Raw genomic sequence first — 17,165 nt, 5'->3', positions numbered from 1 at the left:
GGCTACTGCTCCTTCGGCGTGATCGTCTGTGCGTCGAGCCACGCCTCGACGTCGTTCCACCGGGCCCGAAGGTGACGCCCGACCTTGATGAGCTTCGGGCCGCCGCCACGGCTGGACCACTGGTAGACCGTGCCGAGGGGGACGCCGCAGTACTCGGCGATCTCCTCGGCCGTGGCCAATGGGCGTCGTGCGGTGTTCTCGGTCATCGGTTCCTCGCGATCTCGCAGCGCCCGGTCTCGGTGTGCATCTCGCCGCACTCGGGCCCGCAGCGCCGCATCAGCTCGGCCGTGTAGGCAGCGATGCCGATGTACTTCTCCTCGGTGGTGTGGCCGTCCCACTGCGCGCGCGGGTCGTCGGCCTCGACGTACTCGACGGCGGCGAACAGGTAGGCGTCGCGCGGCGCAATGTGCCAACTCGCCTGCCGACCGCCGATGGTGAGGTAGGCGATCTGCCATCCCGGCTCGTCGACGTCGGGCGCGGGCGCGATGACGGCGCCGGGTGTCATGGCGGCGAGGAGCGCGACGAGATGCGCGCGCTCCCGGTACGCGGCGCTGAGCTGTTCGTTCTCGGCCTCGATGCGCTCGGTCTCGGCGTCGTACTGCTTCAGTGCCTCGTCGCCGGGGCTGCGCAACTCCGTCGACGACACGAGGGCGGAGCGGATGGCGTCCATGGCCGCGTCCCAGCCTCGTTCCCACTGGGGGTCGAGGTGCTCGTCGGGCGGTCCTTGCTCGATGACGGCGATGACGCGGTGGACCTCGGCCTCGGACATGCGGGCGATCGCGGCCGTGGTGCGTGCGGCGGGGAGGACGACGCCGAGGACGGCGGTGGTGATCTCGGCGAGGAGCGCCTCGTGTTCGTCGGTCCGGTTGTGCTCCGGGTACTCGTCGAGGATGGGCTCGATGGCTGCGCGGAGTTGGGCGTGGAGCGCGGGCGTGGTCTGGGCTGCTTCGGCGCGTTCGACGCGCGCGTACAGGGCGTCGAGTTGGTCGCTGGTCATCTCGTCCAGAGGGATGCGGTTGGTCATGCGGCGCTGCTCCTCGTCGTGCGGGACGGGCAGGTCGGTTCGTGTTGCGCGCCGCGGCTGACGAACGCGTCGACGCAGCACGTGGCGTACAGCTCGCTGGTCGGGCGGCGCAGGCAACTCGGGTTGTGGGCTTGCCCGTCGGAGTGCTCCGCAAGGTGGCAGCACGCTGTGGACGACTCGATCGCTGTGAGGGTGCGGCCGAGGGCCTGGAGTTGGATGCGGCCGTGTCGGGCGTAGTCGCGGGATGCGCACCAGGCGAGGACGCCGGCCACGTAGACGACGCCGACGGCGAACCAGTACGAGCCGGTGGCGACGAGGTAGGCGGCGGTGCCGCTGCTGAGGGTGGCGGCCGCGGTGAGCCATCGGGCGGTGCGGAGGGCGGGTGTCATAGGTAGCTCCCGGTGAGGTGGAGGTCGGTGATGTGGGCGCCGGCGGGGATGCGTTGGCCGCGGAGGTCGGCGGGGAGGCCCGGCTCGTCGAGGGCGGGCTCGTCGTCGTCCTCGTCGGCTTCGTCGAGGGCGAGCTGTTCGGCGGTCACGGTGCGCGCCTTCCGGGTAGGCCGCCGCCTCGGGCGTGAGGCGGCGGGACGGGGTCAGCTGTGGGCGATGGCGGACGGCTCGGCGGGGTCGATGAGGTCCGCTATCCAGTCGGCGACGGCGGTGGCCGGCATGGTCGAGCCGCGGAGGTGGTCGCGGTTGGCGCGGATCGTCTCGGCGAGGTGGTGGGTGTACGCGTGGAGGGCTTCGTTCATCTGCTGCTCGCTGGTGTCCTCGCGGCGCATGAGGAGTAGCGCTTCGCGGGGGCCGACGCCGAGTTCGCGCGGGCAGCATCGGCGATCGCTGAGGTGGACGTTGTGGTCGGCGAACGCGGAGACGATGGCGGGGTCGTCGAGGAAGTCCTCCAGCGACTCGTCTTCGGTGTCCCAGTCGCCGTCTTGGAGTTCGCGGATGAGGTCGCCGAGGACTTTGCGCTTGGTGTCGTCGTCGGCGCCGGTCTCGACGAGTGCCTTGGCGACGGGGTCGAAGATGCGGTTCGCGCTGTTCCATCCCATGTCAGTGGGCCTTCCGGTTGGTGGTGTGGTGGTGGAGGGTGCGCCCTGCCCACCGGATGGTGAGCAGGAGCGCGGAGACGAACGGGCCGAGCACGAGGCCGACCGCGAGCGCGGTGATCACGGTTCGGCCAGGGCGAGTTGGCCGGCGTCCTCGATGGCGCGGCGGCGGGTGGCTGCGGCGGTGGCGCGGTGGTGCGCGGCGTCGTAGCGGAGGTGACAGCGTTGACAAGCGGCGAACAGGTTGACGTCGTCAACATGCTCCGGGATGTGGTCGCGGTGGGCGGTGGTGAGTACGACCGTGGAGCCGGTGACGGGGTGCGCCTGGCCGTTCTCGGCGGTGCATCGGCCGTTGTGGTTGTCGCCGCATTCGCCGCGGCATTCGCAGCGTCCGGCGGCGCGGATGGTGCGGATGCGGAGGCTGATCTCCCGCCAGTTGGCTGGGTAGCGGTCGCGGTTCTCGGGGCGGATCGGCATCACGCGGCCTCCTCGTACTCGACAGCGCGGGCCGTGCGGGCTCGGCCGCGGAGGTGGGCGGCGAGTGCCAGGCCGCCGAGGAGGAGCGCGGTCGCGGCGCCGGCCGTGGCGCCGACGGTGAGGACGGCGCGGCCGATGAGGGTGGTGCCGAGGTCGGCGAGGTCGTGGACGATCACGGCTGCTGCTCCTCGTCGGCCATGCGGCGGAGGCGCTCCGCGACGGCGCGGGCTCCGGCTGCTGCTTTCTGTCCCACGTCGTCGTACAGGCGGGAGGCTTCGTTCATCGCGATGTCCGCGGCGTCGCGGTACGCGGTGGCTCGGGTCTCCGTGGTGCCGCGCAGCTCGAACTCAGCGGGTGTAGACGGAGCTCCGGCGGGGAGGACGTGCTTCCCGCAGTACACGGCGACGGCGAGGGTGAGTTCGGAGACCAGGTTGTCGGCGCCACCGGGACCGAGGCGGACGGGCACGGTGCGCAGCTTGTCGGCGATGACGGCGGCGAGCGGGCCGAGTTCGGCGAGGCGCTCGGCGTCGGTGCGCGGCTTGTCGCGGCCGGGGCACTGGAAGGGGCGGTTGTAGACCTCGAACACGTGGGCGTCGTGCTCGTCGGTCCGGCGGCAAGGGCTGGGCGACGGGGCGGGGTCGTGGGACTCGTCGGTCATGCAGGCGATACACGGGGTCGTGCACCCGCCGGCCGGGTTGGTGGTCATGGTGGCTCCGGGGTGTCGTGTGGTGGACTGGCGGTACCGGCCGCCCGCAACTCGACTGCGGGCGGCCGGTGCTGCGTCAGAGGGCTTCGGCGATGGCCTGCGCGAGGCCGGTGACGAGGCCGTTCTTCATCTCGTCGCTCATGTGCGGTTCGAACGCGAAGTGGATGCGGGCGATCGGCATGTGGTCGCCGTCGAGCGTGAGCTGGTGCTCGGTGGACGGGACGAGGTTGTCGGCGCCGAGGTCGATGGCCCAACGGGACGTGTCGGCCGCGTCGTTGATCAGGTCGTGGATCTTGCGGTGCGCCTGGTCGAACTGGTCCTCGTCGAGCAGCTCGTCCCAGTGCGGACCCTCCGCCCCGTCGGCCTCGGCCGGCGGTATCAGGCCGGGGATCTCCGAGCCCTGCATTCGTTCGCTGACGCCGAGGAAGTCCGGGTCGTCGGTGAGCGTGGAGTGCTGGTATGCGGCCTCGTCGTGGAGGTCGTCGTCGGTGTACGGGAGTTCGGTCATGGTGATCTCCGTTGCTGGGGCGTTGGGTTGGGCGGGGTCTCGCGCGCGGGCCGGGTGTAACCGAATGCGCGCGGGGTCAGGCGGCGTCGTGGGGTTCGTGGGTTTGGGGTGGGTGGCTGCCGGTGTCGGGGTCGCAGGCGAGGTGTGTGGTGTAGCCGCGGTCGAGGCGGTAGCCGTGGAGGGGGTGTTCGCAGACGGTGCAGAGGGGGTCGTCTGTGGCTTGTGGGGTGGCCGTCCCTTCCCCTTCCCCCACCTTCGGTGGGGGGGAAGTGGGGGAACCTGGGTCGGGGGAACGTTCCCGTGAGGTTCCCGGGGAATGTTTGACCTGCGGGTTTTCGGATCCCGTGGGGGTTCCCGGGGAAGGTTCCCGGGGAACGTCTTCGGGGAAGGTCTCGGGGAACCTGTCGGGGGAACCCAAGTTGTCCCGGTTTTTCCGTTCCCGGACGGCGGCTTCGATCTTGTTCTTGGCGATCTTGATTCCGGCGTTCGCGAGGGCCGCCTTCGTGCGCGGGTTGCCCGCATCGTTCGGGAGGCCGAGGTCGTCGAGCTTGCGGACCAGCCACCCCACGGAGCCCTCCTCGACGCGCTCGGTGGGGGTGTCGTAGGTCATCAGGACGTGCCGGGTGGCGCCGGGCACGTAGGCGTCGCCGTCCTTGCGGTACTGGCGGAGCATGACGAACGAGTCCGGGCCGATCCCGGTACGCGTGTAGGTGCGCTTGAGGACGACGGTGCCGCCGCCTTGGGCCCGCAACTCCCATACGTGGTCGACGTCTTGGTTCTTGGCGGAGGAGCCGCGGGCGCCGCGCTCGCTGTCCTTGCCGAGGTGGTCGAGGCGCACGCTGGAGATGCCGGCGCGCTTGAGGGGGAGGAGGGTGTGGCGGTAGAGGGCGAGCCAGGTGTCGGCGTCGTTCTCGGGGCCGGAGATGAAGCGGGAGACGGTGTCGAGGCAGACGAGTTGGGCTTCGCACTCGGCGACCATGGCGAGGAGGTCGGCGCCACCTCCGGCGGTGTCGAGGGGGCGGACGGGCGGGAACGAGGCGTACGTCATGAGGCCCATGCGGCCGGGCCCGCCGCCGTAGGACAGGAGGCGTCCTTGAACGTCCTGGTGGCCGTTCTCGGCGTCGACGTACAGGAGCGGCACGGGCGGGCGCGCCCGGTCGTCGAGGAAGGACTGGCCGGTGGCCATGCGCCACAACCACTCCTGCGTGAAGAGGGACTTGCCGGCCTTGCCGTCGCCGACGATGGTGATCTGCTGGCCGGGTGCCATGAGTCCGCCGAGGAGGAGTTCGACGTTCCCGAAGTCGGTGGCGAAGAACGGGTCCCAGTCGATGAACGAGCCGGTGAGGTGGGTGGGGCCGTGGGCGGTGTGGCGGCGCTGCTCCTGCTCGCGGTGCTTGTCGGCGAGCCGGTCGAGTTCGTCGACGGTGGCACCGGACAGGATCTTCGCTTTGAGCTCGTTGGCGTGCTCGTCCCACCGTCGGAGCTCGGCACGTTCGGCGATCTGCTCGGCGAACGAGGCAGCCATGCCCGCACTGATCGTCTCGGCTCCGAGCCGGTCGACGAGGTTGCCGCCCTCGACCTCGTGGAGCCGCTTGAGGCGGGCGATCTCCGCTTTAACGGTGACCGGGTGGAGCTGCTTGCCCTCGGCGACCATGCCGCCGACGACGTCCCAGATGAGGCGGATCGCGGGGCTGTAGATGTCCTTGCGGTCGAGGACTTCGGCGCACTCCAGGTAGGCGACGCGGTCGTGCATGACGATGCCGGCCACGTAGGCCTCGGCTTCCGCATCGTGTGGTGATGTGCGGTTGGGGCCGTCGTGGTCCGCCGTGTCGCGCTGGAAGGGGCGGACGTTGCTCACGGGCGGGCTCCTCAGAACAGGGTGTCGGGCGCAGGCGGTGCGGGTGCTGGCCGGACGGGTGGGGCCGTGCAGCGGTGTTCGGTGACGTGGGGGTGGGGGCAGTTCTTGGGGTGCCAGGGGGTGAGCCAGCGAAGTTCTCGAGCGCCGGTCCTCGAGGAGTGCAGGCACCAGATGAGCCGATTGGGCTCTCGAGCGGCGGCCTGCTGCTCGAGCGTGAGGGGCTCGAGGTCGGCGGTGATCTCGAGTGCTGCTCGAGCGCCGACGAGTTGGCGGTGGATAGGGGCCCGGCACGCGGGGCAGCGCTTGGGGGAAGTGGTGCCACCCCGCGGCCGGACCCCGGTCATCAGGCGGGCGTCCCGTTCATCACGGGCTGCTCGATCTGCTCGCCGATCACGGTGACAACGTCCGTGAACGCGGTGCGCATGACGTCGCCGGGCCGCTCCAGCTTGTAGCCGATGCGGAGGCCGCTGTCGGTGATGCGGTAGCGGAGGCGGGCGGTGAGCCGGTAGCCCTCGCTGCCCTCGAACGGCACGAGGCCGATCGTGAACTGCTCGGGGATGGTGAGCTGGCCCTTCTGTCCAGCCTTCGCGTTCACGGTCTCGACGTACTGCAACTGCCGTTGCCCGGTGGCGAGTCGAGTGCCGGACTGGAAGTCGACCTTGGTGGTCGCCTGGATCGACTGCGCGATCTCCAGCATGTCGGCCGAGGACGGGTCGAGGAGTTCGGGGAGGTGGTCCTCGAGGAACTCGGCGAACACGTCCTGCGCGAGGAGCTGGCCGTCGTTCAGGATCCACTGCGTCCACGCTTCGGTCTCGCGGAGCGTGAGGCGGAGCCGGTGGCCGGACCAGCGGGCGCCGTCGGCCTGGTGGGCGTCGAGGACGGCGGTGACGGTGAGCTTCTCGGCGTCGGCGTAGACCTCGCTGCTGTCGTCGGCGTGCTTGGTGAAGTACGCGTGGAACGAGGCGGTGTCGCGGACGGTGGTGGTGCCGTGCTTCCGCGGGGGCTGGCCGGTGTGCTCGGGGCCGGTGAGGTCGACCTTCTGCACGCCGCTCGCGGTGTGGAAGGCGTAGAACTTGCCGGGCTCCAGCTCGGCCGGGGCCACGGTGCGGATGGCCACGTCGGCGATGGTCTGGGCTTCGCCATTAGTGGAGGCGAGTTCGGTGTAGGTCACGGTGATCAGGCGTCCTTGAAGGTGGTGTTGGACGGGGCGGGGCGGAACTCGATGGACATCTGGCGGGGGTCCTCGCGGACGGGGTTGCCGTCGTCGTCGAGGAAGTAGAGGGACTTGACCGGGGTCGGCTTCGGGGCCTTGACGGCGGACTCGACGCCGATCGGGAGCGGCGCGGAGTCGACGCCGTTGGCCGGGGGTTCGACGACGAGGGTGATCCGCATCTCGCCCTTCTTGCCGTGGGACTTCACGGCGTCGAGCAGCTGGTGGAACTCGGCGGACAGCTCCTCGGCGGTGCGGCCGTTGAGGTGGCCGGCGAGGAACGCGGCGAGGTCGACGATCTCGGTGATCTCGCCGGTGGTCTTGTCGGTGGTGCTGGTCATGCGGCGTTCGCTCCTTGCTGGGGTGTGGTGGCGGTGCAGTGGGCTCGGTGGTCTGCGATGGGGTTGGCGCGGACGAAGTCGGTGACCTTCTCGCGGCCGGTGACGCGGCGGTGGAGGCCGCACGCGGTGCACAGGAGATCGGCGACCGGGGTTTGACCGCGCTCGGTGCGGCGGATCTGGAGCCCGCCGATCCAGGCGGTCATGCCGCGGCCTTGGTACTGCCGGTGGTACGGAGACGCCGGTCGGCGTCGTTGTTGGCCCGGTTGCAGGGCCCGCACGCCGGCTCGTTGCGCTTGCGGTGCTGGTAGTAGCCGGGGCGGGTCCCGCACCGGGCTTCCGAGTCGCGGATCGCGCCGTCCGTGAGGTGGCCGGCGGTGAAGCAGTCCTCGTCGCAGGAGCGGCGTACCGGGCCTTCGGGATCGCGGCCGTAGCCGACGGTGAATGCGGCCTGCGCCGCCGTGTACCGCTTGCCGCGAAACGAGATCATCTTCACGCCGGTCCAGCGGGTGTGGCCGTCGTCATCGACGGTTGTACGCAGCGCGACAGCCTCGGCGAGCGTGGCGGGCAGGGCCGGAGTGGCGGCCGGGGGCGGTGGCGGCGCGTTGATCGCACGCCGCTCCTCGGGGGTGAGGCCGCCGCGGAGGCCGTACTGGACTTCGTCGTTGCGGAGAGCGTCGTTCAGGCAGTCGTTGAGGACGGGGCAGTGGTGGCAGATGTCCTTGGCGGCGGCGATGAGTGCCTTGCTGTCCGGGAACATGGCGTCGGGGTCGGCGTCGGCGCAGGCGGATCGGGCGCGCCAGTCGTTGGTGCCTGCGGGCGAGGCGGTGAAGCGGCGGCTCATCCGACGGTCACCGCCTCGCGCTCCGGCCACGTGCACGCGGCCAGGGCCTGCCGGTTCAGCGCTGGCACCGTGGCGAGCGGGTCGCCGAGCCAGTCCCGGGCCATGGCGTACAGGACCAGGGCGTCGGCCTCGTCGTACCGGGCCCGGCCTTCAGTGCGGACGCCGAACAGCTCGGCCGCGGCGTCGCGCACGATGCCCTTCAACACGTCGCCGCTCGCACGCTTCCCGGTCGCCGGGTCCTTCGGCTGAGTGGTGCCGGTGACGTACTTGATGCGCTGGTCCGGAGGGACGACGGCGTACGGGATGTCGCGCTTCCACAGGTCGTGGCGGATCATCCACCGCATCGCGGAGAGTTGGTCCATGCCGGCGAAGCGGGCCTTCGAGAACGCGGCGCCCTCGATGACGGCGAAGTCGGCGTGGCGGTAGAACGAGGCGCAGCCGTCCTGCTGTTCAGCGAAGCGGCCGTGCAGGGTCTTGGCCTTGGCGCGGACGTGGTCGGTCCAGCCGTCGCCTGCGACGCCGGTGGTGCCGATGGCGACGTCGAGGGCGATGGTGAGGGGCCGGGGCCCGGCCGCCGTGGTGGCGGCCGGTGCCTCGGTGTCGAACAGGGTGGGTGCGGTCACTGTTCACCTGCTGTGGTCGTGCCACAGGTCCAGCACGTGCGGGACCCGTCGGTGTGCATGGCGTGGAAGGTGGTGCGCGAGCAGCACGGGCAGGGCGCGCACTCGTTGGCCTCGATGTCGCCGTCGGCGAGGAGCTGGTCGACGTCGGCGTCGTCCAGGAGCACGGGCCGCTGCTCGATCGGCGTCGGCCGGCCACCGTGGCGGTGGCGGCCGGGTCCGCGGACGAACGCGCGGACGGCGCGGGCTGCGGTGCGGGCGGTCACGAGGCACCGCCCGTGCGCTGCGCGGGGACCAGCGGCCAGGAGCCGTCGATCACCTTGTCCGGCGCCCCGCCCTGCTCTGCCGTGGCCTTCGTGCGGAACCACTCCTGCAACCCGGCCTGCTGCTCGGCGCGCCACCGCTGCTGTGCGGAGAAAAGTTCGGTCGGCCCCATGTGGCCGAGCCGCGCGAAGTGCGCGAACTGCGCCTCCGCGATCAGGAGCGCGGCGAGCGCGTCGGCCTCGGCCGTGTGCCAGTCCTTCAGCTCGACGCTGTACCGCTCGGCCGTGGGCTTCAGCTTCCGCATGCCGCTGCCCTTGACGTAGCGGTTCATCTGCTTGTCGATGACGTGCGGGTCGACGAGCGCGGGCACCCCGATGCCGGCCAACCGGTCGGCCATGGAGGGCAGTCCGTTGCGGGCGAGGTCGTAGGCGAGGACGGACCAGTCGAACGACAGGTTGAAGGCGACGACGGGCATCCCGTAACGCAGGCCCGCGGCGAGCCGCTCGGCGATGTCGTCGAGGGCTTCCTTCGGGTCGGCTCCCTCGGCGGCCTTGGCGTCGTTGATGCCGTGGATCTCGGCGGCCTCGGCGGGGATCGGGATGCCGGGGTTGATCAGCCAGGACATGACCGTGTCGTCGCGGCCGCCGCCGCGTACGACGAGGGCGGCGGTGACGATGCGGGCCTCGGTCGGGTCCGGGCCAGTGGTCTCGGTGTCGAAGCCGATCTTGCGGATGGAGGCGAACGTCATCGGACCTCACCCGCCTTGACCGTGGCGAGGTAGGTGTTCATCTGCGCGAGTGATCCGGACGACGGGTGGGTGCCGCCGTTGCGCTCGGCGAATCCGGCCTCGACCTGCTCGGTCGTGAGCCCGAACTGGCCTGCTGCGGCGATGATCTGGAACCAGACGCCTTGGACTTCCGCGGGGTCGTCGTAGACCACCTCGGCGTCGTACACGCCCTCGTCGTCCGGGGCATCGGCGACCGCCGGGCTCGACTCCGTGTTCGCCGGCGGGGTCGACGCGGCGGTCGGCTTGGCGAGTCCGATCGCCTTGAGCTTCTCCAGGTAGTCGAAGGGTGCGCCCTCGTTCTTCGCTGCCTGGAATACCGCGAGTGCCTCCTCCTGTGTCGCGGCCCCCTTCGCGGCGGCGAGGTAGTTCTTCGACGGGCCCGACGCTGCGGCCGGAGCCGACGCGATGGCTGCGCGCTCCGGGCCCTTCGCGACCTCGGTCTTGCCGCTCCCGATCTCCCCGCTCATCAGCGCGGCCGGGGTGATCTCCACGTCGAGCGTCGGGACCATGAACCGGGCGGGCTTGTCCTTGACGATGGCCGTCTTCTCTTCCATCCCGAGCCATCCGGCGACGTAGCCGCCGGCCTGTGCGAGCAGCTCGGCCGCGGGCGGCAGGGTGACGGCGGCGTGGTAGCCCTTGGAGACGAGGAGCCATTGGCCGAGTGCGGGGACGTCGCGGAGCATGACGTTGACGCGGGTGGTGATGGCGCAGTCCCGGTCGTCCGGGTTGCACATGCACGGTCGGTCGGACTTCTGCTCGGTGACGCCGTCGCATCGGCGCTTGCACTGCGATCCGGCGTACAGCTCGTACCACTGCGACACGGCGTCGCGCGGCGGGATCAGCACGGGGAGCCGGTTGACGGTGGAGTACACCTCGAACTCGGCCGGGCCACCGTTCGCCGGGGTCCACGGCTTGACCTCGCCGCCGTACAACTCGGCGACGCTGGCGAGGATTTCCCGCGAGGGGGAGGTGAAGCGGAACTTGTCGAGCTTGGCCGGGCGTGTGTACTCCTTGCCCTTGGCGGAGACGCCGGCGACGACGTGGCCGATGCGGATCTCGCCGAGCTGACGCATCCGCATTTGCAGATCGAGGATGGGCATCAGGCGGCCCTCTCTTCGGTGATGGTGGGGAGGGTGAGGGCGGGGCGGATGACCGTCTTGGACAGGCCGGACGTCCACTCGGAGTTGGCCTTGACGGTGAGGAACGCCTGGAAGACGTCGTCGTCCGCGACGGCGGGGATCAGCCGGTATCCCTCGGGCCGCAGGTGGAGGACGACGCCGGACCAGAACGTGTCGGGCATGGGCACGGTGGACCCGTCCCGCAGCCACGCGACCTTGGCCTTGCGGTAGGCGGCCATCTGCAACGAGGCCTCGGGGTACACGCCCTTGACGTCCAGCTCACCGCCGGTCTTGGTGTCGCCGCAGAACACAGAGTCCGCGGGCACGTCCGTGTTGAAGTACGCGGCGAGCGCGGCGGCGACGAGCGGGGAGCGGAGCAGGTAGTCGAGCGTTCCGGCGTAGCCCTGCTCCCGGTTGCCGACGACCATCTCGGAGGCCTCGAAGGTGACTTGCCAGTCCTCAACGAAGGTCAGGAAGTGGTCGAGGAACGGGGTGAGGTTCGGGTCGCCGAGCAGCTCGGCAGGCATCGGCGTGCCGAGGACGTGAGCTTCGATCAGCTTGTGGACTGCGGAGCCGACGTCCTTACGCTCGTCCTTCTTGCGGACGTGGGCACGGGCGAGCCAGTTGCGGGCCTCGGTCCGCTCGGCGGGCTGGAGGCTGCTGCTCACGAGATAGGGCAGGTGGTCCATCGCCGTGTCGGCGGTGATGTTCCCGGCCCAGAAGGTGAGGGCGTCGCCCTTGGAGCAGCCCTTTTCGAGGATGGTGGTGACGCGGCGGAGCTTGTCGCCGGTGACCTTGTCCCGGTACCAGCCTTGCGACGGTTGGGGGATGCGGTCGGCGCCGGTGGGTGCGGGGGCCTTGGCCTTGCGGCTTCGGCCGGCGGCCGGGGCCGAAGCCCCGGCCTGCGCGGTCGTCGTCATCAGGCGTCGCCGCCCTTCCGCGGCTTGACCCCGGCGACGCGGTACCACTCCTCGCAGTCGAGGGGCGGAAGTCCGCTGTCGCCGTGGCCGTCCATGGGCGCGCCCATGGCAGTTGCGGCGGCGAGGGCCAGAGTCGCGTGGACCTGCGCGGCCGCGAGGTTCTCGGGGCGGACGAAGCGAGTGCCCTCGGCCCCATCCACGGCGGCCTCGGCGACGAGGCGTTCGGCCTCGACGTAGTGCTCGGGCCCGGTCATGAGCGGCCGTCCTTTCCCGTGGTGCTGAGCGTGTAGAAGCGGCCGTCGTCGGGGCCGTGCGCGGAGGCGAGGCCGCGGTCGACGAGGGCACGGAGGAACTGGCTGGCGGTGTTGCGGCCGAGGCCCTTGAAGCCGGCGTCGCGGAGGACGCGGCGGACGTCGCCGGTGCGCCACTCGCCGCGCTTGGCCGTCATGGCGTCGTGCAGGGCGCGGAGGCGGTCGTCCTCGATGAACACGTGGGGAGTGGCCGTCGGCGCCGTGGCGCTGGCCTTCTCCCGGGCGTCGTAGGCCGCCTGCTCGTCGATCTCGTGCTCGACCAGGACGCGACGCAGCTCGTCCATGTCGCCGTGCTCCGCGATGGTGCGGATCACGCTCACCAGGCCGCGCAGCATGGCGAGTTCGCCGGGGTAGTTCTCGGTCTCGGCAGCGGTGCTCACGCAGCACCTCGCTGTCCCGGCACCGGACGCGGCGCCGCAATCCGAGCCAGCGACCCGGCAAGCCGAGCCACCTGCCCGCCGTACACCGGCAACTTGGCGTCGCCCGCGACCTCCTGGAGGAGCCGCTCGACTCGCTCGTCCCGCTCGTGAGCGGCGTGCGAGTCCGGGCCCTGCGCGCCGGCCGACCGCTCCAACTCGGCGATCTCGACCAGGTCGTCGAGGAGGCTCTCGCCGTCCTCGTCGGCCGCAGAGGCGAGGTTGAGTACGACGGCGCGGACGAACGCGGTGACGTCGAGTGTGGCGCCGGTCGGGGTGGCGTCGACGTAGATGCGGTAGGGCCCGTCAACGGGCATGCGGTCGTTGCTCATCGCGTGCCGTCCTTCGGCTTGTCGTTCATGGGGAAGTGGCGGTCGACGGACCAGCACACGAGGACACAGCCGAGGCCGAAGAGGGCCAGGTATCCGAGGGCGATCGGCCAGGTCAGCACGAGGCACCGCCCGTCTGAGCCAGCGCCGGAATCCCGCGCTCGGCACGGAACTCCGCGATCGCCGTGTAGCAGCACACCGGTTCGTCCTCGACGCTGTGCTCGTCCTGGTTCGTCGAGTCGTCGGCCGCTTCGTCGGCGGTGAGCACCTCCCACGTGAGGTGGCAGTGCGAGCACGTGTGCGTCTCGGTGCAGGTGACGGCTACCTCCCTGACGTGCGGGAGGTGCCGCAGCTCGGCCGCGATCTCGTCGCAACGGCGGCGGTAACTGGCGTCGGGGTCGCGGCTCACGAGGCGGTCGCCCACGGACGCGAAGCCGAAGTCCCCGAGGCGGCGGGGCAGTACGGCGACGGTGATCGGTCCGGTCGGCGCGAGGTACTCGGTGAGGTCGTCGACGCCGGTGAGGCCAAGGTCGGTGGGCTTCTGGGGATTGAGAGTGACCATCACGCGCCACTCGTCGCGGTGGGTCTCCTTCACGCGGACACCGCCGAGTCGTCGGCCACGGCCGGCCGCTCGTCGCCCAGCACGTACACGCGGACTCGTCCTTCGTCGACCTGCGCCTCGAACTCGATGTGGTCGCGCTCCGGCTCGCAGCACCCCAACTCCACCTCGGCCGGGGACACATTGAGCGCGATGCGCCACGCCTCCAGGTGGTGCCACTTCTGCGCCTGAACAGTGATCTGCTCGGGGCGGGTGTAGGAGAGCGTGATGTGCGCGGCAGGCAGGTTCGGGTGCAGCTCGATGATCCGGTCCAACGCGGCCAGCGCCACGCGCTGCTCGGACAGCGGAACTCGCTCCCACCGGCTAACGAAGGGGGCGGTGACCGTGGTCGCGGTAGTCTCAGTGGCCATCGGGGCCTCTCTTTCTCTGTGTGTAGGGGCGCCGTAGTCGGGGGTCGCTCAGGCCGGCAAGCGGAGCGGCCCTTCGGCGCGTTGTGGGGAAGTTCAGGAAGTGCGGACGGCGGTGCCGCGCCGAGGCAGCGGCCGAAGCTGCGCCATCGGGTGCGGGCCATCCGGCTTGGGAGCCGAGACGATCGCCAGCGGGCCGGCCGTCGGCTCGTGGTGGTGCAGCGCGTCGATCCGCTCCAGGTCCTCCGCCGTGAACGTCACGACTCGGCCCTTTTTGCTGTGCGGCAGCGCCTTGATGTGCCGGCGCAGCCAGGTTTCGGAGACGCGGAGTTCGGCCGCGGCTTCGGCGTAGGTGAAGCGGCGAGTCACGCGACGGCCAGTTGTTGGGGCGCGGGCTCGGGGGTGCGGATGGTGCGGCTCTTGGGCGCCCACAGGCAGAGCAGTTCGATTCCGATCTCGCGGCAGATGGCGCGGGCGACGGTCTCGGGTGCCGAGCGGGTGGTGCCGGTGAGCAGGGCGTTAACGGTGGCCCGCGGCACGCCTATTGCGGCGGCGAGTTCGCGGCCGCTGACGTCGGCGCCGGTCCACGTGCGCTCCATGAGAAGGCGGAGCAGGTCGGGGCGGACGAGTTCGTAGCGGGGTTCGGGCGCCACGATCTACCTCCTTGGACAGTGTGGCCAGTTTTCTGGACACCCAGAGCATGGCAGGAACCTGGACGCTGTGTCCAGATAACTGGACGGCGAGTTTCGGGGAATTTTGGTCAAGCTGCGGGGTGGGGTGGCGTTCGATGGCCAAGAACCTGGACACTGTGTCGGTCGAGATGGCTAGAAAAGTGCGCCGACCAGTGCATATGCCAGAGGCGACGCAGTTGTCACGTGGACACCACCCCCCACACGGCCCACGCGGAGACGAGGATGATGGCAGCGGAGGAAACGACGAGACGGACGGACCTGTCCGATCTTGTGCGCGATCAGATGAAGGAGCGCGGCCTCGGCTACCGCACCCTCGCCGAGGCGGCGGTCGATCCGGAGCGTCCGGGGCAGGGGCCGCTCTACACGAAGAGCACCATCGAGAACCTGATCAAGAACCGGGGCGTGAAGGCGCCGACCGAGGGCCAGCTCCGTGCGCTCGCCGCTGCGCTCCATCTCCCGGTGAGTGCCTTGCAGCGTGCGGCCAGCGCCCAGTTCTTCGGGCACGTCTCCGAGCGATGGGATGTCGAAGGGAAGCGGCGACTGTTCCTGGCTCGGGTCGAGGAGATCGACGAGGAGGAGCTCGACGAGCTCGATGAGCTGGCCCAGATCTTCCTCCGGCGGCGCACCCGACGCTCGGTCGAGTGAATGTACTAAATAGTTAATAGTACTTTCAGTTACACCTTGAGTCCCTCTAGTCACAACCTGATCGGTATGGCACAGTCGGTGATCCGCCTGGGGGGCGTGATGGATCACTTGTAACCTGCATGTTCGAATCAAGTTCGAATGCAGGGGCGTGCCATGCGAAGGGGCTCGACAATGGCAGACGAAGGTGCAGCGCGCGCGACGGAAGAAGAACCCCAGGCGGAGTTCGACATGGAGTTCGTGCCCCACCTGCCCGACGGGCGAGCGATCGTGCCCGCGGAGAGAGAAGGCAGGTTCGTCTTCCTCGTCGCGACCGGCGCCATGACCCGGCAGTGCTTCGACGAAATGCTCCACCACCTCCAGGCCATCGTCGGCAGCGGCCGATGGCGGCAGAACTGGGAACCCGCCCGACCTGCCGAGGTCGAACCCCCTGCCACGGTCGCCGAGTTCGGCATGGAGATCCGCCCCAATCTCCCCGACGGCGCGGCGATCCTCCCCGACGAGCAGCCCGGTCGCTTCGTGTGGCTCGTCGCGGCCGGCGCCATGACGCGTCAGTGCTTCGACGAGATGCGCGGCTACCTGCTCCACATCGTCGGCAGCGGCGAGTGGACGCAGGACTGGAGCGGCGGCCCCTCGCCGCAGCCGGGCCGCTGATCACGCGGAGCGGACGGCCTGTAGCCCTTCGCGGGGTGCCACCACGCGCATCGCGTTGGTAACTGCGGCGCTGATCTCGTCGTCCAGGTTGTTCAGCAGGTGCCCGTACCGGTCGATCGTCGTCGTGATCGACTCATGCCCCAACCGGGCCTGGATCGCTGCGGGGTTGATGTTCTGTTCGATCAGCCACGCCACGTGGGTGTGCCGTAGATCGTGGATCCTCGGCTTCTTGCCGAGTCCCTTCGCGATGGCCTCGGCGAGCGCCCGCTCCCACTTGCGGTGGTAGAAGTTGCTGTGCCGCCACGCCTTGCCCTGCCCGCCCCGAAAGATCCAGTCCTCCGGGCGGCGGCCGGCCGTCAGGCGGCGCAGCATCGCCAGCTGGTCGGGGTTCAGCTTCACCAGGCGCCGGGCCTTCTTCGTCTTGGGCGGCCCGATCTTGAACGTGTTGTCCTCCTGCCGCTTCCATGCCCGCTGCACGTTGGCCTTGCCCGTGGTCCAGTTGATGTCGCGGGTCTGGAGGGCGGTGGCCTCGCCCCATCGCATGCCGGTGCCGACGAGGAAGTCGGCGAGGTCTGCGGCCGCGGGGTCGAGGGTGCGCAGTTCGAGGCTGATGCGCGCGTACTCCTCGTGTTCGAGGAACACCATCTCCTCGTCGGTGCCCTCGTCCTGGCGGGGGAGGCCGGTCTTCTTGCAGGGGTTCGATTCGCGGAGCGCGGGCTCTGACTCGATCGCGGTCTGAAAGATCACGTACAGCAGGCCGTGCCGGTTGGCGACGCTCTTGGCGCTGGCCTTGATCCGGAGCACCTTCTCGGGATCATCCGGGGCCGTGATCGCGTGCCGCTGCCGGCCGACCCAGACGTTCACGTCGGCCTGCGTGATGTTGCAGATGGTCGGCGGGAGCTCCGTGCCGTCTGGCTCGGTGTGGACGAGGCCGCCGAGGCGGTGCTCGGCGCCCGCCTGGTCGACGTATGGCACGCCGAGGAAGTGCTTCTCGATGTCCCGCTTGTAGTCGCGCTTGGTGCGGGCGTCCACGGTGTTCAGTCCGTCGACGTAGCGGTGGGCGTAGTCGCCGAAGGGGTGGTCGTCGGGGTGCTGCTCGGGTTCGACGAATCCGTGGCCCTTGATCCAGCCGTACGGCCACTGGTTGCCGTGCGCCTCGACGAGCTGCTTGAACTGGTCGGCCTGCTCGGCGCCGGTGTCGCCGCCGAAGTTCTCGGTCTGCCAGGCGCCGCCTGAGCGCCACTTCACCTGGTACGTGACTTCGCCCGACTTCTTGGGGCGTTCAACGATGCTCGCCATGACCGGGACGATAGGCGCGCGGGGCGGCCTTGGGGAGGGGGTCGTGTTCCCGTGGTGTTCCCACGGGTGCGGGCATGAAGAAGGCCCGGCCTGCTTTCGCAGGTCGGGCCTTGATCATTCAGGGTGAGTGACGG

Annotated in this window: 30 protein-coding genes; 2 read left to right on the top strand and 28 right to left on the bottom strand. The window is 70.1% G+C overall.

Translation table 11 applies throughout. The features are described from left to right. Positions 1-2: 2 nt before the first annotated feature. The 27 genes from OG746_RS00150 to OG746_RS00020 form a co-directional block, all read right to left on the bottom strand. Entirely contained in the window at positions 3-206 is a 204-nt protein-coding gene (locus tag OG746_RS00150) for a helix-turn-helix transcriptional regulator (protein WP_266710525.1), read from the bottom strand. Beyond that, the gene (locus tag OG746_RS00145; protein ID WP_266710523.1) at positions 203-1,024 is read right to left on the bottom strand and encodes a WDGH domain-containing protein; all 822 of its coding nucleotides are present in this window, start codon (positions 1,022-1,024) and stop codon (positions 203-205) included. Before OG746_RS00145 ends, OG746_RS00150 begins: the two co-directional genes overlap by 4 nt. Then, on the bottom strand, positions 1,021-1,413 hold the full coding sequence (locus tag OG746_RS00140) for a hypothetical protein (protein ID WP_266710521.1): 393 nt from the start codon (positions 1,411-1,413) through the stop codon (positions 1,021-1,023). Before OG746_RS00140 ends, OG746_RS00145 begins: the two co-directional genes overlap by 4 nt. Then, complete coding sequence (locus OG746_RS00135; protein WP_266710520.1) at positions 1,410-1,562, bottom strand: hypothetical protein; 153 nt, start codon at positions 1,560-1,562, stop codon at positions 1,410-1,412. The genes OG746_RS00140 and OG746_RS00135 overlap by 4 nt, the downstream gene beginning before the upstream one ends. A 54-nt stretch (positions 1,563-1,616) precedes the next feature. After that, on the bottom strand, positions 1,617-2,075 hold the full coding sequence (locus tag OG746_RS00130; protein WP_266710519.1) for a hypothetical protein: 459 nt from the start codon (positions 2,073-2,075) through the stop codon (positions 1,617-1,619). A gap of 117 nt (positions 2,076-2,192) precedes the next feature. After that, positions 2,193-2,549, bottom strand: coding sequence for a hypothetical protein (locus OG746_RS00125; RefSeq protein ID WP_266710517.1), 357 nt, complete (start codon positions 2,547-2,549; stop codon positions 2,193-2,195). Further along, a complete protein-coding gene (locus OG746_RS00120; RefSeq protein WP_266710515.1) occupies positions 2,549-2,725 on the bottom strand; it encodes a hypothetical protein in 177 nt (58 codons plus the stop codon). The genes OG746_RS00125 and OG746_RS00120 overlap by 1 nt, the downstream gene beginning before the upstream one ends. Further along, positions 2,722-3,255, bottom strand: a complete 534-nt coding sequence (locus tag OG746_RS00115) for a hypothetical protein (RefSeq protein WP_266710513.1) — start codon at positions 3,253-3,255, stop codon at positions 2,722-2,724. Before OG746_RS00115 ends, OG746_RS00120 begins: the two co-directional genes overlap by 4 nt. Positions 3,256-3,331: 76 nt before the next feature. Beyond that, positions 3,332-3,763 (bottom strand): hypothetical protein, encoded by a 432-nt coding sequence (locus OG746_RS00110; protein WP_266710511.1) that lies wholly within the window; start codon positions 3,761-3,763, stop codon positions 3,332-3,334. A 76-nt stretch (positions 3,764-3,839) separates the two neighbouring features. Next, positions 3,840-5,621, bottom strand: coding sequence for an AAA family ATPase (locus OG746_RS00105; protein ID WP_266710509.1), 1,782 nt, complete (start codon positions 5,619-5,621; stop codon positions 3,840-3,842). Between the two features lie 343 nt (positions 5,622-5,964). Next, positions 5,965-6,792, bottom strand: a complete 828-nt coding sequence (locus OG746_RS00100; protein WP_266710507.1) for a DUF2303 family protein — start codon at positions 6,790-6,792, stop codon at positions 5,965-5,967. 5 nt (positions 6,793-6,797) lie between these two features. Beyond that, positions 6,798-7,172: a YfdP family phage-associated protein gene (locus tag OG746_RS00095; RefSeq protein ID WP_266710505.1), complete on the bottom strand. Its 375-nt coding sequence runs from the start codon at positions 7,170-7,172 to the stop codon at positions 6,798-6,800. Further along, entirely contained in the window at positions 7,169-7,375 is a 207-nt protein-coding gene (locus OG746_RS00090; protein WP_266710503.1) for a transcription factor WhiB, read from the bottom strand. The genes OG746_RS00095 and OG746_RS00090 overlap by 4 nt, the downstream gene beginning before the upstream one ends. Further along, positions 7,372-8,013 carry a WhiB family transcriptional regulator gene (locus tag OG746_RS00085; RefSeq protein WP_266710501.1) on the bottom strand — a complete coding sequence of 214 codons (642 nt, stop codon included), beginning with the start codon at positions 8,011-8,013 and terminating at the stop codon, positions 7,372-7,374. The genes OG746_RS00090 and OG746_RS00085 overlap by 4 nt, the downstream gene beginning before the upstream one ends. Continuing rightward, positions 8,010-8,636 (bottom strand): hypothetical protein, encoded by a 627-nt coding sequence (locus tag OG746_RS00080; RefSeq protein ID WP_266710499.1) that lies wholly within the window; start codon positions 8,634-8,636, stop codon positions 8,010-8,012. The genes OG746_RS00085 and OG746_RS00080 overlap by 4 nt, the downstream gene beginning before the upstream one ends. Continuing rightward, entirely contained in the window at positions 8,633-8,899 is a 267-nt protein-coding gene (locus OG746_RS00075; RefSeq protein ID WP_266710497.1) for a hypothetical protein, read from the bottom strand. Before OG746_RS00075 ends, OG746_RS00080 begins: the two co-directional genes overlap by 4 nt. Then, positions 8,896-9,645: an exonuclease domain-containing protein gene (locus OG746_RS00070; protein ID WP_266710495.1), complete on the bottom strand. Its 750-nt coding sequence runs from the start codon at positions 9,643-9,645 to the stop codon at positions 8,896-8,898. Before OG746_RS00070 ends, OG746_RS00075 begins: the two co-directional genes overlap by 4 nt. Next, positions 9,642-10,784, bottom strand: a complete 1,143-nt coding sequence (locus OG746_RS00065; RefSeq protein WP_266710493.1) for a recombination directionality factor — start codon at positions 10,782-10,784, stop codon at positions 9,642-9,644. Before OG746_RS00065 ends, OG746_RS00070 begins: the two co-directional genes overlap by 4 nt. Further along, positions 10,784-11,722, bottom strand: a complete 939-nt coding sequence (locus OG746_RS00060; RefSeq protein WP_266710491.1) for a hypothetical protein — start codon at positions 11,720-11,722, stop codon at positions 10,784-10,786. Before OG746_RS00060 ends, OG746_RS00065 begins: the two co-directional genes overlap by 1 nt. After that, positions 11,722-11,976 (bottom strand): hypothetical protein, encoded by a 255-nt coding sequence (locus tag OG746_RS00055; RefSeq protein WP_266710489.1) that lies wholly within the window; start codon positions 11,974-11,976, stop codon positions 11,722-11,724. The genes OG746_RS00060 and OG746_RS00055 overlap by 1 nt, the downstream gene beginning before the upstream one ends. Next, positions 11,973-12,413 carry a hypothetical protein gene (locus OG746_RS00050; protein ID WP_266710487.1) on the bottom strand — a complete coding sequence of 147 codons (441 nt, stop codon included), beginning with the start codon at positions 12,411-12,413 and terminating at the stop codon, positions 11,973-11,975. Before OG746_RS00050 ends, OG746_RS00055 begins: the two co-directional genes overlap by 4 nt. Beyond that, a complete protein-coding gene (locus tag OG746_RS00045) occupies positions 12,410-12,781 on the bottom strand; it encodes a hypothetical protein (protein WP_266710485.1) in 372 nt (123 codons plus the stop codon). Before OG746_RS00045 ends, OG746_RS00050 begins: the two co-directional genes overlap by 4 nt. Continuing rightward, on the bottom strand, positions 12,778-12,900 hold the full coding sequence (locus OG746_RS00040) for a hypothetical protein (RefSeq protein WP_266710483.1): 123 nt from the start codon (positions 12,898-12,900) through the stop codon (positions 12,778-12,780). The genes OG746_RS00045 and OG746_RS00040 overlap by 4 nt, the downstream gene beginning before the upstream one ends. Further along, a complete protein-coding gene (locus OG746_RS00035) occupies positions 12,894-13,373 on the bottom strand; it encodes a hypothetical protein (protein ID WP_266710482.1) in 480 nt (159 codons plus the stop codon). Before OG746_RS00035 ends, OG746_RS00040 begins: the two co-directional genes overlap by 7 nt. Next, positions 13,370-13,747, bottom strand: a complete 378-nt coding sequence (locus OG746_RS00030) for a hypothetical protein (protein ID WP_266710480.1) — start codon at positions 13,745-13,747, stop codon at positions 13,370-13,372. Before OG746_RS00030 ends, OG746_RS00035 begins: the two co-directional genes overlap by 4 nt. 93 nt (positions 13,748-13,840) lie before the next feature. Next, positions 13,841-14,113, bottom strand: coding sequence for a helix-turn-helix domain-containing protein (locus OG746_RS00025; RefSeq protein WP_266710478.1), 273 nt, complete (start codon positions 14,111-14,113; stop codon positions 13,841-13,843). Continuing rightward, complete coding sequence (locus OG746_RS00020) at positions 14,110-14,397, bottom strand: helix-turn-helix domain-containing protein (protein ID WP_266710476.1); 288 nt, start codon at positions 14,395-14,397, stop codon at positions 14,110-14,112. Before OG746_RS00020 ends, OG746_RS00025 begins: the two co-directional genes overlap by 4 nt. Before the next feature lie 222 nt (positions 14,398-14,619). On the opposite strand from OG746_RS00020, the gene OG746_RS00015 reads away from it, so the two are divergent. Together OG746_RS00015 and OG746_RS00010 are read left to right on the top strand one after the other, a co-directional pair. Then, on the top strand, positions 14,620-15,081 hold the full coding sequence (locus OG746_RS00015; RefSeq protein WP_266710474.1) for an XRE family transcriptional regulator: 462 nt from the start codon (positions 14,620-14,622) through the stop codon (positions 15,079-15,081). 171 nt (positions 15,082-15,252) lie between these two features. Then, a complete protein-coding gene (locus OG746_RS00010) occupies positions 15,253-15,732 on the top strand; it encodes a hypothetical protein (protein WP_266710472.1) in 480 nt (159 codons plus the stop codon). On the opposite strand, the gene OG746_RS00005 is transcribed toward OG746_RS00010, so the two are convergent. Beyond that, on the bottom strand, positions 15,733-17,031 hold the full coding sequence (locus tag OG746_RS00005; protein ID WP_266710470.1) for a tyrosine-type recombinase/integrase: 1,299 nt from the start codon (positions 17,029-17,031) through the stop codon (positions 15,733-15,735). Positions 17,032-17,165: the final 134 nt, after the last annotated feature.

Origin of the sequence: Streptomyces sp. NBC_01016 (assembly GCF_026341035.1) — a bacterium.
Lineage (GTDB): Bacteria > Actinomycetota > Actinomycetes > Streptomycetales > Streptomycetaceae > Streptomyces.
Note: the sequence above shows the minus strand (reverse complement) of the source record. Positions and strands in the feature narration are given on the sequence as shown.

Coding starts and splice junctions, on each gene's coding strand:
- OG746_RS00150 (WP_266710525.1), bottom strand. CDS start 206: ATGACCGAGAACACCGCACGACGCCCATTGGCCACGGCCGAGGAGATC.
- OG746_RS00145 (WP_266710523.1), bottom strand. CDS start 1,024: ATGACCAACCGCATCCCTCTGGACGAGATGACCAGCGACCAACTCGAC.
- OG746_RS00140 (WP_266710521.1), bottom strand. CDS start 1,413: ATGACACCCGCCCTCCGCACCGCCCGATGGCTCACCGCGGCCGCCACC.
- OG746_RS00130 (WP_266710519.1), bottom strand. CDS start 2,075: ATGGGATGGAACAGCGCGAACCGCATCTTCGACCCCGTCGCCAAGGCA.
- OG746_RS00125 (WP_266710517.1), bottom strand. CDS start 2,549: ATGCCGATCCGCCCCGAGAACCGCGACCGCTACCCAGCCAACTGGCGG.
- OG746_RS00115 (WP_266710513.1), bottom strand. CDS start 3,255: ATGACCACCAACCCGGCCGGCGGGTGCACGACCCCGTGTATCGCCTGC.
- OG746_RS00110 (WP_266710511.1), bottom strand. CDS start 3,763: ATGACCGAACTCCCGTACACCGACGACGACCTCCACGACGAGGCCGCA.
- OG746_RS00095 (WP_266710505.1), bottom strand. CDS start 7,172: ATGACCAGCACCACCGACAAGACCACCGGCGAGATCACCGAGATCGTC.
- OG746_RS00090 (WP_266710503.1), bottom strand. CDS start 7,375: ATGACCGCCTGGATCGGCGGGCTCCAGATCCGCCGCACCGAGCGCGGT.
- OG746_RS00085 (WP_266710501.1), bottom strand. CDS start 8,013: ATGAGCCGCCGCTTCACCGCCTCGCCCGCAGGCACCAACGACTGGCGC.
- OG746_RS00070 (WP_266710495.1), bottom strand. CDS start 9,645: ATGACGTTCGCCTCCATCCGCAAGATCGGCTTCGACACCGAGACCACT.
- OG746_RS00065 (WP_266710493.1), bottom strand. CDS start 10,784: ATGCCCATCCTCGATCTGCAAATGCGGATGCGTCAGCTCGGCGAGATC.
- OG746_RS00060 (WP_266710491.1), bottom strand. CDS start 11,722: ATGACGACGACCGCGCAGGCCGGGGCTTCGGCCCCGGCCGCCGGCCGA.
- OG746_RS00055 (WP_266710489.1), bottom strand. CDS start 11,976: ATGACCGGGCCCGAGCACTACGTCGAGGCCGAACGCCTCGTCGCCGAG.
- OG746_RS00045 (WP_266710485.1), bottom strand. CDS start 12,781: ATGAGCAACGACCGCATGCCCGTTGACGGGCCCTACCGCATCTACGTC.
- OG746_RS00030 (WP_266710480.1), bottom strand. CDS start 13,747: ATGGCCACTGAGACTACCGCGACCACGGTCACCGCCCCCTTCGTTAGC.
- OG746_RS00010 (WP_266710472.1), top strand. CDS start 15,253: ATGGCAGACGAAGGTGCAGCGCGCGCGACGGAAGAAGAACCCCAGGCG.
- OG746_RS00005 (WP_266710470.1), bottom strand. CDS start 17,031: ATGGCGAGCATCGTTGAACGCCCCAAGAAGTCGGGCGAAGTCACGTAC.